Annotated in this window: 10 protein-coding genes; 5 read left to right on the top strand and 5 right to left on the bottom strand. The window is 72.1% G+C overall.

Annotation, left to right across the window (positions count from 1 at the left end; genetic code table 11):
- Nucleotides 1-11: 11 nt before the first annotated feature.
- Together ACQPWU_RS25220 and ACQPWU_RS25215 are read right to left on the bottom strand one after the other, a co-directional pair.
- On the bottom strand, nt 12-2,834 hold the full coding sequence (locus ACQPWU_RS25220) for a glycoside hydrolase family 2 TIM barrel-domain containing protein (RefSeq protein WP_433444179.1): 2,823 nt from the start codon (nt 2,832-2,834) through the stop codon (nt 12-14).
- A 36-nt stretch (nt 2,835-2,870) separates the two neighbouring features.
- Complete coding sequence (locus ACQPWU_RS25215) at nt 2,871-4,019, bottom strand: amidohydrolase family protein (RefSeq protein ID WP_433444178.1); 1,149 nt, start codon at nt 4,017-4,019, stop codon at nt 2,871-2,873.
- A gap of 220 nt (nt 4,020-4,239) precedes the next feature.
- Between ACQPWU_RS25215 and ACQPWU_RS25210 the strand changes: the two genes are divergently transcribed.
- From ACQPWU_RS25210 to ACQPWU_RS25195, 4 genes are read left to right on the top strand one after another with little or no spacing between them, the layout of a single operon-like run.
- Nucleotides 4,240-5,244, top strand: a complete 1,005-nt coding sequence (locus ACQPWU_RS25210; protein ID WP_360701721.1) for an NAD-dependent epimerase/dehydratase family protein — start codon at nt 4,240-4,242, stop codon at nt 5,242-5,244.
- Nucleotides 5,231-5,920 (top strand): PIG-L deacetylase family protein, encoded by a 690-nt coding sequence (locus tag ACQPWU_RS25205; RefSeq protein WP_433444177.1) that lies wholly within the window; start codon nt 5,231-5,233, stop codon nt 5,918-5,920. The genes ACQPWU_RS25210 and ACQPWU_RS25205 overlap by 14 nt, the downstream gene beginning before the upstream one ends.
- A complete protein-coding gene (locus tag ACQPWU_RS25200) occupies nt 5,917-6,849 on the top strand; it encodes a methionyl-tRNA formyltransferase (protein ID WP_433444176.1) in 933 nt (310 codons plus the stop codon). Before ACQPWU_RS25205 ends, ACQPWU_RS25200 begins: the two co-directional genes overlap by 4 nt.
- Nucleotides 6,846-8,672, top strand: a complete 1,827-nt coding sequence (locus ACQPWU_RS25195; RefSeq protein WP_433444175.1) for an NAD-dependent epimerase/dehydratase family protein — start codon at nt 6,846-6,848, stop codon at nt 8,670-8,672. Before ACQPWU_RS25200 ends, ACQPWU_RS25195 begins: the two co-directional genes overlap by 4 nt.
- 40 nt (nt 8,673-8,712) lie before the next feature.
- Here the strand turns inward: ACQPWU_RS25195 and ACQPWU_RS25190 are convergent, their stop codons facing one another.
- Genes ACQPWU_RS25190 through ACQPWU_RS25180 form a run of 3 tightly spaced genes read right to left on the bottom strand, consistent with a single transcriptional unit; the run spans nt 8,713 to nt 12,312 of the window.
- A complete protein-coding gene (locus ACQPWU_RS25190) occupies nt 8,713-10,827 on the bottom strand; it encodes a N,N-dimethylformamidase beta subunit family domain-containing protein (RefSeq protein ID WP_433444174.1) in 2,115 nt (704 codons plus the stop codon).
- Nucleotides 10,824-12,086, bottom strand: coding sequence for a condensation domain-containing protein (locus tag ACQPWU_RS25185; protein ID WP_433444173.1), 1,263 nt, complete (start codon nt 12,084-12,086; stop codon nt 10,824-10,826). Before ACQPWU_RS25185 ends, ACQPWU_RS25190 begins: the two co-directional genes overlap by 4 nt.
- Nucleotides 12,079-12,312 (bottom strand): acyl carrier protein, encoded by a 234-nt coding sequence (locus ACQPWU_RS25180; RefSeq protein ID WP_433445285.1) that lies wholly within the window; start codon nt 12,310-12,312, stop codon nt 12,079-12,081. Before ACQPWU_RS25180 ends, ACQPWU_RS25185 begins: the two co-directional genes overlap by 8 nt.
- Nucleotides 12,313-12,479: 167 nt before the next feature.
- On the opposite strand from ACQPWU_RS25180, the gene ACQPWU_RS25175 reads away from it, so the two are divergent.
- Nucleotides 12,480-13,901: a class I adenylate-forming enzyme family protein gene (locus ACQPWU_RS25175; protein ID WP_433444172.1), complete on the top strand. Its 1,422-nt coding sequence runs from the start codon at nt 12,480-12,482 to the stop codon at nt 13,899-13,901.
- The last annotated feature ends 2 nt before the right edge of the window (nt 13,902-13,903 follow it).

Below are 13,903 nucleotides of genomic sequence, written 5' to 3'. Positions count from 1 at the left end.
GGCCCGCGGTGTCAGCGGGTCCCTGGCGCGAAGCGGAGGCTGAAGGTGGCGGGGTGCGCCCTCAGGTCGTACTTCGGCAGCGTCCCCGGCCCGCACGTGGCGGTGCCGATGCCCTGGTGGGCGAGGTCCAGGTGCAGGTGCACCCGGTCACCCGCCACCAGGTCGGGCCGGTGGGAGGCGGCGGCCAGTTCGTCGGCGCTCCACCGGCGTGCCGTCAGTCCGAACACCGGATCGCCTGACACCGTGAACGCCCCGAAGGAGGCCCACCGCACGCCGGCCCGGTGGCCGTTCTCCTGCGGATAGACGTACGGCGTCTGCAGCTCCTCGATGGTGGCCGTCCAGCGGCCCACCCGCGCGGACATGCCCGTGTCCGGGTACGCCTCGCCCGGCCCGCGCCCGAACCACGTGACCCGGTCCACGGCGGTCCCCGGCAGGGTCATCGTGAGGCCGAGGCGCGGGATCGGATCCTGCCAGTCGCCGTCGGGCTCGATGTCCACGGTCAGCAGCAGCTCGCCGTCCCCGGACAGGGCCCACCGGTACGTCGCCAGCATGCCGAGGTCGGTGGCCGCGGGCGCGACCCTGGTGCGTACGGTCAGTTCGTCGCCGAGGTCCACGGAGTCCACCCGGTGCGTGAGGCGGTGCAGGCCGAGGCCGCGCCACTTCGCTTCCAGGCCGCCGTACCGGTCGTTGTCGGTCGGCGCCCGCCACAGGTCGAGCCGCGGGCCCTCGACGTCAAGGCCGAAGAGCCGCACGAGCCGTCCGGTGGCCGGGTCGAACGCCGCGTCGCCGAGGACGTGACGCTCCTGCCCGTCCACGACGACTCGCCTCGGAGAGCCGGGAGCGGCGGGTCGCGGTGCTGTGGGCGTTCCGGTGGGCGTGAGGCGGGTCTGGCCCCAGGCGATCTCGTGCCCCGCCGCGGCCCACGGCTGGTCGGAGGCCAGAACGGCGCGCACGGTCAGCCACAGCTCGGCCTCCGAGCCGTCCCCGTCGCCGGAGCCGGACGTGAAGGGCAGCTTGACCTCCCCGCCCTCAGCGGGCACCGGCAACTGATGCTCGGCCACCGTCTCCCCGTTCTCCTCCACAGTGGCGACGAACTCCAGGTGCGACAGGTCCACGAAGCCGTGGCCGTTGACGACCCGCACCACGCCGTCCCCGAACTCGAAACGGACCGGCTCGAACACCTTCTTCAGGTCGACCAGCCCAGGCGAGGGCGTGCGATCGGGGAACACCAGCCCGTCGATCACGAAGTTCGAGTCGTGCACGGGCTCCCCGTAGTCGCCCCCGTACGCGTACTCATGGACAGGATGCGCCAGCCCGTGGTCGATCCACTCCCAGATGAACCCTCCGGCCAGCCGCGGATACCGCTCGAACAGCTCCTGGTACTCGGCCAGCCCGCCGGGCCCGTTCCCCATGGCGTGGGCGTACTCGCACTGCATGAACGGCATGCCCCGCCTCCGCGCGTCCAGCGCGGGGTCGTCGAGGGGCGCCTCCTCGCGCCGCCCGATGGCCTCGACCTCGGTGTGGGAGGCGTACATGCGCGAATACACGTCCGTGTGCGCGCACGACCGGTCCCCCTCGTAGTGGATCGGCCGGGACGAGTCACGCGAACGGGTCCAGTCGGCCATGACGGCCAGGTTGCGGCCGACGCCCGCCTCGTTGCCGAGCGACCACATGATGATGCTGGGGTGGTTCTTGTCGCGTTCGACCATGCGGCGCATGCGGTCGAGCAGCGCGTCGGCGTAGCGCGGGTCGTCGGTGGGGTTGCCGCGCCAGCCGACCTCGCCGAAGCCGTGGGTCTCGAGGTCACACTCGTCGATCACCCACAGGCCCAGCTCGTCGCACAGGTCGAGGAAGTCGGGGTGGGGCGGGTAGTGGCTGGTCCTGACGGCGTTGACGTTGTGCCGCTTCATCAGCAGCACGTCCTCGCGCATCGTCTCGTACGGGACCACCCGGCCGCGCGACGGGTGGAACTCGTGCCGGTTCACGCCCTTGAACAGCAGCGGGCGGCCGTTGGCGAGCAGCACGCCGTCGACGATGGAGATCGTGCGGAAGCCGATGCGCAGCCGTACGGTCTCCTCGGGGAACGTCACGACAGCGTCGTACAGGCGGGGCGTCTCGGCCGTCCACGGCTCCGCCTCCACCGGCACCTCGACCCCGGGCGCGAGGTCGGCGACGCCGAGCTCGGGGACGCTCAGCCTCCCGGAGCCCTCGAAGCTGAGCGTGGCGTGGCCGTCGGCGTAGGAGGTGCGCACGAAGACGTCGGCGGTGGAGCGGGTGAGCGTGACGTCCCGGAAGATGCCGGGCAGCCACCACATGTCCTGGTCTTCCAGGTAGGTGGCGGCCGACCACTGGTGCACGCGGACGGCGAGCACGTTGCGCCCGGGCCGGAGGTACGGCCCCGCGTCGAACTCGGCGGGCAGCCTGCTGCCGGTCCAAAAGCCCAGCTCGTGGCCGTTGAGCCAGATCCTGGCGAAGGAGTCGGCGCCCTCGAACCGCAGCCGCCCACCCGTCCAGCCCTCCGACAGGTCGAAGACGCGGCGGTAGTCACCGGTCGGGTTCTCGTCCGGGACTCGGGGCGGGTCGATCGGGATGGGGAAGTCGACGTTCGTGTACGCGGGCGCGCCGTGGCCGTGCAGGTTCCAATGAGACGGGACCGGGAGCGAGCCCCAGTCCGAGTCGTCGAAGGACGGCTGGGCGAAGTCATCGGGGATGTTCGCGGTGGGTGAGAGGCGGAAGCGCCACGTCCCGTTGAGGTCGAGGGCGGGCGCGTCGGAGCGGAGTGCGGCCCGGGGTTCGAGGAGTCCCGAACCTGGGGCGAATGTTTCGAGGTCCATCGTGGCCGAGCCTAGACGTCCTCGCCGGAAAGGTCGCTAGCCGCCCCCCAGATCGTAGACTCTGCGGGCGTTTCCGGCGCCCACCATGAACGCCACCCGCATGGCCTGCTCCACCGACCACTCCCCCTCGGCCACGAACCCGCCCAGCACCCGCGCCATCGCCCGCCGCCACAGCAGCGCCCCGAGGTGGTGCAGCTCGGCGGGCCCGAAGGCGTCGGACGAGAAGAGGATCTTCGCGAACGGCGCCACCTCCAGGCTCTCCGCCACCACCGCCACGCTGCGCGCCCCCGTGTAGCTCACCCCCAGCCCCACGTCGAAGAACACGTTCGGGTACGCGTGCGCCAGGAACCCCGCGTGCCGCTGGTACGGGTAGCAGTGCAGCAACAGCAGCGGCACCCCGGTCGGCTCGGCCAGCTCGATCAGCCCGCGCAGCAGCAGCGGGTCCGACCGGCGCAGGTCCACGTCCGGATCGCCGTACCCGATGTGGAACTGCAGCGGCAGCCCCCGCTCCAGCCCCGTCCAGATGAGGTGCCGCAGCAGCACCGGGTCCGCCAGCCTGCCCCCTTCCGACAGCCAGCGCCCGGCGGCCTCCGTGACCTCCTCGCGCGAGGGCGGCGCGGGGTCGAAGTCGAGCCCGTACCGGTAGGCGGCGATGCTCTTGAGCCCGCGCGCCGAGCGCGTACGCTCCCACAGCGCCTCCGCGAACCGGTCGGCGAACGCGCCGGCCCCGCATCCGCTGGCGGCCACCTGCTCGGCCACGGTCTCCAGCCGCACCACCTCGTCGGCGGGCACGCCGCTGGCCTCCGCCATGCCGGACGGGCCGAGCAGCTCCTCGCCCCGGTAGCCGGTCTCGACGAGGAAGTGCCCGATGCCGCTGGCGGCCAGCAGCAGCCGGTTCGTCTCGTCCGCGCCGAGCCTGGCGCGCCTGGCCAGGTACTCCTCCGGCGTGCAGTACGGGTCGAGCCCGAGCACCGGCGCGCAGTGGCGCAGGATGGCGTAGCCGAGCTGGGAGTCGAACTGGGTCATCCACGGAGGCACCGGCCGGTCCGACTCGGTGATCATCTCCTCGAACGCCTTGCGCGACAGGTCGTGGGACGTGACACCGTGCACGTGGTGGTCCACCAGCGCCATCTCCTCGATGGCCCGCACGAAGCCGCTGGGCAGGAGGTCGAGCTCAATGGACATCGGCGACGTCTCCCAAAGTGTCTCCCAAGGCGTCTCCCAAGGCGTCTCCCAAGGTCAACGCACCCGGGTGCTACCCCTGTCGGCCCGGCTTCACGCGCCATGGTGAAAATTGTGGCCATGGGTGACAAGAACCACGAAAACTGTTTTAATCCCTGGCTAAGTGACTAAGGGGCTACATAGCCCTGTGTGACCGTTTTCCTCGAGCGGGAAAGGCGGGTCCGTGCGAGCACCAGGTGGCGAAGTAGTCATCACTGGCGGTCTCGGTTTCATCGGCTCTCATCTGGTGGACGCCTATCTCGCGGCGGGCCACCGCGTACGGATCATCGACTCGAACGCCGGCGCGGTCGTGGACGGCGAGGACTACGACGCGGATCCCCGCTGCACGGTCATCCGCGAGCGCGTGGAGGACCACCTGGCGACCGGAGGCGACTTCGCGGGCGTGGACCGGGTCATCCACGCCGCCTCCTACGTGGGCCCGGCCAGCATCCTGTCGCGCTCGGGGCGATTAGGGCACGACATCATCGGGAGCACCGCGCCGGTCATCGAGGCGTGCGTCAGCGCCGGGGTGCCGCTGTGCATGTTCAGCTCGGCCGAGGTGTACGGGCGCAGCGGCGTGCTGGACGAGAAGGACGACATCGTCGTGCCGACCCAGTACAACACGCGCATCGAGTACGCGATCGCCAAGACGCTGGCCGAGGCCATGGTCTGCAACAGCCGCCGGCACGGGCTGCGCGGGATCGTCATCCGGCCGTTCAACGTGGCGGGCGCGCGGCAGTCGCGGGCGGGCGGGTTCGTGATGCCGACCTTCGTGCAGCAGGCGCTGGCCGGGCGGCCGATCACGGTGTTCGCGGGCGGCGAGCAGGTCAGGGCGTTCGTCGCGGCGAGCGACCTGACGGCGTTCCTCATCGGCTACATGGACATGGCGCTGGACGGCGATGACGTCATCATCAACGTCGGCAACCCGGCCAACGCCGTCACCGTCATGGAGCTGGCCGAGCGCGTGAAGTCGCTGCTCGGCAGCCCCTCGCCCATCGTCGGCGTGGACGGCAGGAGCGTGCACGGCCCCCACTACGCGGAGGCGGAGTCGTTCCACAAGATCCCGGCGCTCAGGACGGCGACCGACCTGGGCTGGCGGCCGCGCGTTACGCTCGACGAGCTGATACTGAGCACCGCCGACTACTACCGCGCCCGCGAGGACCGAAGGGCAGTGAATGCGCCGCTTTGACCGCGTCCTGGTGATCTCCCCCCACGCCGACGACGAGGTCCTGGGCTGCGCCGGTCTGATGGCGGCGCAGGCGGAGGCCGGGGCCGAGGTGCACGTCTTGTATCTCGCGGTGGACGGCATGCGCCACTACGGGCTGGACGGCGCCACGACCTACCCGCAGCGGCTGGAGGAGATCGAGGCCGTGCGGGGCCTGCTCGGCTTCACCTTCGAGATCGCGTACGGGGACGGCGGGCTGACCGAGCGGCTCGACACGCTGCCGCGCAGGGAGCTGGTCGACCTGTTCGAGCAGGCGCTGAACGAGCGGCGGCCCGACCTGCTGCTGCTGCCCAGCTTCGCCGACTACGACCAGGACCACGTCGCGGTCTTCGACGCCGGGTTCGCCGCCGCCCGGCCGATCGCGCAGCAGTTCGGCAAGTGGCTGGTGCCGAACGTCTTCATGTACGAGATGTCGAAGATCCAGTGGGCGTCCGAGCCGATGCCCCGTTCGACCGCGTACTGCGACATCTCTGCCTACATGGAACGGAAGCTGGCGGCGCTGCGGGCGTACAAGAGCCAGCACCGGCCCTCGCCGCACATCAGGAGCGAGGAGTCGGTGACGGCGCTGGCCACGTTGCGCGGTGCGGAGATCGGTGTCACTCATGCGGAGGCGTTCGGGGTGTTGAGGGAGGTCCTGTGAAGACGTACGCGTTCGCCACGGGGATGGAGTTCGCCGCTCCGGCGGTGGACGTGCTGGTCGCCCAGGGCACTCCCCCGTCGCTGCTGATCGGCTACCCGCCGAAGCTGCAGCACCGCTCCGGGTACGCGCCGCTGCGGGAGGCGTCGGACAAGCACGGCATCCCGCTGCTGGAGACCTCCGACATCAACGACGGAGAGGCGTACGAGCTGGTCAAGGGCATGGACCTGTTCGTGATCGCGGGATGGTCGCAGCTCGTGCGCGAACCCCTGCTGTCGGCCTGCCCGCTGGGGTCGATCGGGCTGCATCCCACCCGGCTGCCCGAGGGGCGGGGCCGGGCCGCGCTGCCGTGGACGATCATCAAGCGGCTGGAGACGAGCGCGGTCAGCCTGTTCTTCCTGGACGAAGGGGCCGACACGGGCGACCTCATCGCGCAGCGGGAGTTCACGATCAGCCGGCGCGACGACGTCAGCGCGGTCTACCGCAAGGTCACGCAGATCAACGTGGACCTGCTGGCGACGTACATCCCGCTGCTGCTCGAGGGCCGCGTCGTGGCCCGCCCCCAGGAGCCCGGCGGGTCCTGGTGGGAGAAGCGGCGGCCCGAGGACGGGGTGATCGACTGGTCCCGTCCCGCCTCCGACCTCTACGACTGGGTGCGCGCGCTGGCCGCGCCCTATCCGGGGGCGTTCACGTCCGTGTCGGGGCGGCGGCTGTACGTGCACAGTGCGGATCTCGTCGAGTACGGCGGGACGGAACCCGCCGGGACCGTGCTCGCGCCCGTGTGGTCCACCGGCGTCGGCGGGGTGCTGGTGGCCTGCGGGTCTGGGCTGCTGGTGGTGCGCGAGGTGCAATGGGAGGGCGAGGAACGGCGCGACGCCCTGGACCTGGTGGAGTCGGGCGAGCTCGCGGTAGGCGCATGCCTGGGCACATGACCGGGATCGGCGGCGTGCGGTTGAGCGGTGCCGTGATGGCGCATCCCCGGCGCAGGGAGGCGGCCGAACGGCTGGCCGGCGACGTGCTCGACGTCGTCACCGACCCCGATCCGGCCGGCCGCCCTTCGGCGTTCCGCACGTCGCTGCTGGCCTGGTCGAGCATCCCCGAGAGCTCCACGCACCACTTCCTGCTGCACGACGACATGGTGCTGTCCAGCACCTTCTTCGAGCGGGCCGAGCGCGCCGCCCGCGCCATGCCGGACGCCGCGCTCGCCCTGTTCGCGTTCTGGAACTCCCGCAACGGCGCCGCCGTCCGCCAGGGGGCGCTGGCCGGGGCGCGGTGGGTGGCGGGGGCGGGCGAGTACACGCCGGTGGCGGCGCTGCTGCTGCCCAGGGAGGTCGCCGAGGGGTACGTGGAGTGGGCGAAGGACCGGGGCGACACCTGGCCCGACGACGTGCTCATGGGGCGTTATCTGCGGCAGGCCGGGGTGCGGGTGTTCGTGGCGGTGCCGAGCCTGGCCGAGCACGAGGACCTGGCGAGCCTGGTGGACAACGACTTCCAGGGGCTGCGCCGCTCGCCGTGCTTCTTCACCGACGACCCGCTGGCGGACCGGGGCGAGGGCGCCGTGCTGGACGACCTGCCGGTGATCCCCTTCTTCAAGCGGGGCGTCGCGCAGTGCGCCGTACGCGTCCCCGGGTCGAGGCGGTGGCGGGACCTGCGGTGCGAGGACTACCTGGCGGGCCTGGGCATCGACGCCGACTCGCTGCGGGCTCGGGCGGGCGCCGGGCGGCACTGGCCGTTGTGGCTCACGGCGTACACGATGGGGGCCGTGCACCGGGGCGAGCGGGGCGACGCGCGGGTGCTGGACGAGGCGCTGGCCACGATGGGGCCGGGCGGGCTGTGCCACGAGCTCGGGTGGCGGGAGCTGGCCGGGCTGTCGGCGGAGTTGCACGACGTGGCGCGCGCGGGGCTGGAGGCCGGACTGCGCGAGGTGGCGCGCGCAGGGCTCGGGACGGGACGCGACGTGGCGCGCGCAGAGCTGGAGGCGGGGCGGGCGGACCGCTCGACTCGCTGTGTGGATCGCGGGCCGGTGGCCGTGACCGGTTCGAGCACGTTCGTGCGGGAGCACCTGTCGGACGCGCTCGCCGATCGGGGCTTCCGTCTCACCGGGCCGGAGGCCGGCGTGCCGGTGGTGCACGTCTGCGCGCTCGGCTGGTCCCCGGACGCCGACCCCGGGGAGGAGGTACGCCTGGCGCGGGCGGCCTTCGCCGGCGGGCCCGGCGGGGTGCTGCTCAGCTCGTTCCACGTCTACCCGGAGCGGAAGTGGGCGGACGAGGAGACGCCCGTCAGCCCCGCCGCCACGCCCTTGTCCCGGGCGCTGCTCCAGGTGGAGGAGGCCGCGGCCGGGGCGGTGGTGCTCCGGCTCGGCGAGCCGTACGGGCCCGGCATGCCGCAGCGGGGACCGGTTGCGGAGCTGGTGCTGCGGTCGTCGCTCAACCGGCCCGCGCCTGTCTCCGGGTGCCCGGTGCAGCTCGTACACGTGCAGGACGTCGCCAAGGCGGTGCTGGCGGCGCTGGAACGGGGTTCCGCGGGGCGCGTCTACAACATCGCCCATCGGAAGCGGGTGCGCATGGGGGAGCTGGCCGAGGCGGTGTCCCAGGCGGTGCGGCCGATGGACGTCGAGACATCGGACGAGCCCGCGGGGGCGCTGGTGAACGTCGAGCGGGCAGGGGTCGAGCTCGGGTGGCGGGCGAGCGTGACGCTGGACTACGGGCTGCACACGTGTGCGCAGTGGCTCGCCTACGAGAGCGACCGTCCGTAGGGAACCCCCCGTCCACGGGCCGCTCTTCGGGGGCCGCCGTTCAGGGGCCGCCCACGAGTGAGCGCCAGCGGAGGAGACCGTCGGGTCCCGCGCCGATGAGCCGCCCCCCGGTGGCGGCCAGCGCGGTGCGTCCGGCGGCGGGGCCGAGGTCGGTCCAGGGTGACTCGTGCCGCTCGGCCGACCTGACCAGGATCCGGTCCGCCGAGACGGCGAACAGCCGGCCGTTCATGGCGGTCAGGCTCACCACTCCGGCTGCCGGACCCACCCTCCTCCAGTCGTGCGCGTCGAGCCGCCGGATGGGCAGATGCCACAGCTCGCCGGCCGAGGTGACGGCGAACAAGCCCTCGTCCACGGCGGCCAGGCCGATGGTGCCCTCGGGCGCCCGGCTGACGTCTTTCCACGGCTGCGGGACCGAGACGGGCTCGCAGTCGGGAGCGTCCTGCCACGGCTGGGGGGCTGGGGCAGGGTCGCAGTAGCGGATGGCGCCGTTGGGTGCGACACCGTACAAGCCCGCGGGCGGGCCGCCGTGCGCCTCTCTGGGCGCGGCGAGGGCGATCGCGTCGGTCTCGCCGATCGCCTGCCAGGGGAGGTTCTGACCCGAGACGTCGCGAACCGCGAGCGTCCCTTCCGAGGACACCGCGTACAGGCGGTTCTCGCAGCACACGAGCGCCCGCACGCCAGGCCTGGACGGCGAGTCACCCGCCACCGCATCGAAAGCGCCGCTCGCCGTCTCGTGACTCCCCGCACCGGACGAGCCGCCCGCCGCCGCATGATCCACCGCACCGGGCAGACCGCCAGTCGTCGTGCCCGACGCACCGCCTGCCGTCCCGTGGCGCGCCGCATCCGACGCGCCACCCTTCGCCCTCTGGGGCGCCGCGTCGGGGAGACGGTGTACGGCGGAGCCCGGCGCAGCGCCCGAGCCAGGCGAAGCGGGCGGGTGCGGGGTTGGGCCGATCGTGTCCCAGGCGGGGGTGGAGGAGCGGCGGGAGAGGCGGTTGAGGACGTTTCGAGTGATGGTGGCCAGGACCGGGTCCTGGAGGGTGTTGCCCCAGTTGATGGTGCCCGCGTTGAAGACCGTGCCGGAGCCGAGGCGGTGGATGCCCATCGTGGCGGCGCCGCCCTTGCCGTAGCGGCGCCAATGGGTCAGGTCGGCGGTGGCGAGGACGACGAACGACGGCGGGGTGCCGTCGCGGCCGCTCGCCCGGGGTACGCCGGCCACCCATTCGAGGTCGGCGGCGTCCGTCTCGTAGCCGATCGCTCCCCTGCCGAACGTGTCACCGTCCGCCAGCCCCGTGCCCTCGAAGACCCAGTGGCCGGCGAACCTGGCGGTGTAGGACTCCTGTGACATGACGCGGGAGTCCACCCAGCAGCCGGCGCCGTTCCTGAAGGAGAGGCCGGTGAGGGTGTTCTCGGGGCGGTTGACGGGGTCACTCGGCCACTCGACGGTGACCCTGCCGGGGTCGGTGGCGGCCATGGGGTCGGCGGTGGCGTCGCGGTAGCAGACCATGGTACGGAGGTCGTCCTCGAAGCGGACCTGCCACCAGCAGGTGTTGCCGGAGAATATGGCGATGTTCCCGCCGCGGCGGGCGAACTCCTCGACCGTGTCCCGCATCTCCCACGACCAGTACTCGTCGTGGCCGTTGACGACCAGCAGGCGGTAGCGGGACAGGAAGCCGAGGCCGTCGTGCAGGTCCAGGCCCGAGCAGTAGTCGACCGTGTAGCCGGCCGGGCCTAGCCAGCGGAGCAGGCCCAGCTCCCACTCCTCGATCTGCGGGCCCGCGCCCGGGCGGTCGAAGGTGACCTTGACGGCCCGGTCGGGCTGCTCCGACTGATAGAGGCCCTCGCCGGGGACTCCCGGGCGGTTGTACGCCTCCCAGGTGGGGAACGGGATGGACACCAGGATGGGCGAAGTGGGCTCAGCGCCGCGTACCACGAAATATGCCGAAATATCGTGGTAAATGGCTCGGTAGAGGGAGCTGGGCCAGTGCTGCCCTACCTTGAGGGTCCAGATCGATTCCTCGGCCGCTTCGTCCCGCAGCATGACCCGCCCCGAGGGTACGTCCTCCACCGTGATCGGGCCGCCGCTCCCGTCGAGGAGCCGGAAGCGGAGCTCCTCCCCCTGCGCGCACGACGTCGCCTCGGCGTACAGGCTCATCCTCGGGCCGCCACGATCAGTCCTTCCAGGTCAAGGAGGTACTGTTCGATGCCGGACGGCGGTAACAGGGCGGTGTCCGCGTAGCAGGAGACCTCCATGAGGTCCGGCTCGCCGCCGATGTGCAGGCGGAAGTCGCAGATGTTGCGGTCCATGGCATCCGTCCAGGACAGCTCCGTCTTGCCCTCGACCGCGCTGGAAGAGGCGCTGTCCTCCTGCACGAGCCGCTGGTCGTTGAAGCAGCCGAACGACCTGATCCCGGGGCCCACGCCGGTGACCGCCTCCTGCATCGCGTACGGGTCGTACTGGGCCTGCCGGTACGCCCGCAGCGCCGTCCCCCACGCCTGGCGTACCAGCGCGTCGAAGGAGTCCGTGTCGAGGTCCAGCACCACCAGCGCCTCCTGCGAGATCGTGGAGACCACGTCGCGCCGGCCGGCCGCGAAGCGGTTGTTGACGATCACCCGCATCCCGCAGAACCGCTGCCCGGTGAGCCCGCCGGCCAGCCGCATCGCCCCGGCCAGCAGCACGGTCGAGGAGCTGACCCGGTTGCGGGCGGCGAGCGCCTGCGCGGCGGCGGCCAGCGCGGGCGAGCGCAGCGTGGCCTCCAGGAACCGCGGCTCCCCCGGCACGTGCGAGGACGGCGGCACGGGGTCCATGCGGGCGTACTCCTCCAGCCAGGAGGCGATCGTCTCCTCCGACAAGTGCCGACCGGCGTCCGAGCGCTGCCACGCGGCCAGCTCCCGGGGCGTGGCGCCGCCCGGGGGCGGCAGCGAGTCGCGGAGCAGGAGGAGGCGGAAGTCCTTGACCACGAGGTCGGCCGCGTGGCCGTCGGCGGCGAGATGGCACAGGACCAAGGCGATGTGCCGGACATGTCCCCCGGCCACCACGAACGCCACCCGCAGCGGCCACTCCTCCCAGTACGCGAACGGCTCGGCCGCCAGCCTCTCGCACACCTCCTCGACAGGCCCAGAGGTCGCCGCTGGGACCACCTCGTAGGGAGGGCGAACCTCCGCCGAGATCCGCTGGAACGGCGCGTCGCGGGGGCCGGCGAGCCGGGTGCGCAGCGACTCGTGCCTGGCGACCAGCAGTTCGAGGGCCTGGGCGGCGCGTTCCACGGTGATGGGCCGCCGCTTGGGGGCGGCGAAGGAGCGGGCGATGTTGAGGTAGCGCTCCTGAGGGGCGGCCGCGACGACCGCGCGCCAGATGTCCTGCTGCCCCCAGGTAAGCGGCACAGTCAGCGGCACGTCGCAGGCTTCACGCATGGAGCCGTACGTAGTCCACCAACGCGTCCAGGCTGTCGACGGCGGCCGGGTCGAGCTCGACCCCGAACTCGTCCTCCACCGCGTCGATCAGCCGCAAATAAGCCAGCGAGGTGACGCCGAGATCGCTCAGCCGGGCCTGCCCGGCCAGCACCTCGGCCGGATCGACCGCGCCGTCGGCGGCCGTGGCGATCATGTCGGCGAGCCGCTCGTGGAGCTCCCCATCCATCAGCACCTGGTGAACCCTCCCTCGTCGGGGAATCCGGGGCGAGTGTGTCACGCGGTGCCAGATGTCGGCAAGCGCCTGCAGGTAGGGCTTGACGCATTTGTGCATTTTTTCTAGCGTCAAGCGGCACGACGAAAATTATTCTGGGGGTGGTTCAGTCGGCCCTTCCAGTGCCCGATCTCCTGACGTCCCGAGCCGCCACCGACCCCGGCCACGAAGCGCTGATCGTCGCCGGTCAGGGCAGCCTGACCCTGGCCGAGTGGGACGAGCGCTCCACCGCCGTCGCCCGCGCGCTCCCCGGGCCGCTCGAGGGCGATCGGGTCGCGCTGGTCTTCGGCGGCCGTGACTGGCTGGACTACGCGGTGAGCTGGATGGCCGTGCTGAAGGCGGGCGGCGTGGCGGTGCCGCTGTCCGACCGGCTGGCCCCGCCGGAGCTGGCGTACATGGTCGAGCACTGCGGCGCGACGACGGTGGTGCACGGCCGCGGTACGACGCTCCCCCAAGGCATCCCGTACGAGGACTTATCGCAACAATCCGGTACAGCTGCCCTGCCGGAGATCGATCCGCGGTCGCTCGCCCAGATCCTCTACACCTCCGGCACGACCGGCCGCCCCAAGGGCGTCGCCGCCACCCACGCGAACCTGACCTCCCCGCCCGTCCACCCCAAGCGCCGCCCGTTCGCGCATTCCCGGCATCTGGTGCACGCCTTCCCCATCGGTACGAACGCCGGCCAGGTGATGCTGCTCCACGCGCTCACCGCCGCCCCGGCGGTGGTCACGCTCCCGCTCTTCACCCCGTCCCGCTTCGCCGCCCTCATCGAGTCGTACGCGGCCGGCACCGTCTTCGTCGTCCCCGCCATGGCCGTCGAGCTGCTCGGCGCCCGCGTGCAGGACCGCCACGACCTGTCCAGCGTGCTGCTGCTCGGCTCGGCCGCCGCCGCGCTGCCCCCGAAGGTGGCCGCCGAGCTGACCGCGGCGTTCCCGAACGCCACGGTCGCGAACTACTACACCTCCACCGAGGCCGCACCGGCGCAGACCATCATGATCTACGACGCCGAACGCCCCGGCTCGCTCGGCCGCGCGGCCGGCGGCTCCCAGCTCAAGATCGCCGACGCCGAGGGCGGCCCGGTCGGACCCGGGCAGACCGGCGAGGTGTGGCTGCGGGCCGCCGCGCACCCGCGCGCGTACTACGGCTCCGACCGCGACGACGCCTTCCAGGACGGCTGGGTACGCATGGGCGACCTCGGCTACCTCGACGACGAGGGCTACCTGTATCTCGTCGACCGGGAGAGCGACGTGATCAAGTCGGGCGCGTTCAAGGTCTCGACGCTGCAGGTGGAGTCGGCGCTGCACGAGCACCCGGCCGTGGCGGACGCGTCGGTGTTCGGGGTGCCGCACCCGGTGATGGGCATGGCCGTGGCCGCCGCCGTGGTGGCCGGGGAGCCGCTGGCGCTCAGCGACGTGCGCGCCTTCCTGAGCCACCGGCTGGCCGGGCACGAGCTGCCCTCGCTGCTGCTCAACCTGGACGCCCTGCCCAGGAACGCCGCGGGCAAGGTCATCAAGCGGGAACTGCGCCGTATGGCAGAGGAGTGAAG

Origin of the sequence: Nonomuraea sp. CA-141351 (genome assembly GCF_050944675.1) — a bacterium.
Classification (GTDB): domain Bacteria; phylum Actinomycetota; class Actinomycetes; order Streptosporangiales; family Streptosporangiaceae; genus Nonomuraea.
Note: the sequence above shows the minus strand (reverse complement) of the source record. Positions and strands in the feature narration are given on the sequence as shown.

Coding starts and splice junctions, on each gene's coding strand:
- ACQPWU_RS25180 (WP_433445285.1), bottom strand. CDS start 12,312: ATGGATGGGGAGCTCCACGAGCGGCTCGCCGACATGATCGCCACGGCC.
- ACQPWU_RS25205 (WP_433444177.1), top strand. CDS start 5,231: ATGCGCCGCTTTGACCGCGTCCTGGTGATCTCCCCCCACGCCGACGAC.
- ACQPWU_RS25195 (WP_433444175.1), top strand. CDS start 6,846: ATGACCGGGATCGGCGGCGTGCGGTTGAGCGGTGCCGTGATGGCGCAT.
- ACQPWU_RS25215 (WP_433444178.1), bottom strand. CDS start 4,019: ATGTCCATTGAGCTCGACCTCCTGCCCAGCGGCTTCGTGCGGGCCATC.
- ACQPWU_RS25185 (WP_433444173.1), bottom strand. CDS start 12,086: ATGCGTGAAGCCTGCGACGTGCCGCTGACTGTGCCGCTTACCTGGGGG.
- ACQPWU_RS25220 (WP_433444179.1), bottom strand. CDS start 2,834: ATGGACCTCGAAACATTCGCCCCAGGTTCGGGACTCCTCGAACCCCGG.
- ACQPWU_RS25190 (WP_433444174.1), bottom strand. CDS start 10,827: ATGAGCCTGTACGCCGAGGCGACGTCGTGCGCGCAGGGGGAGGAGCTC.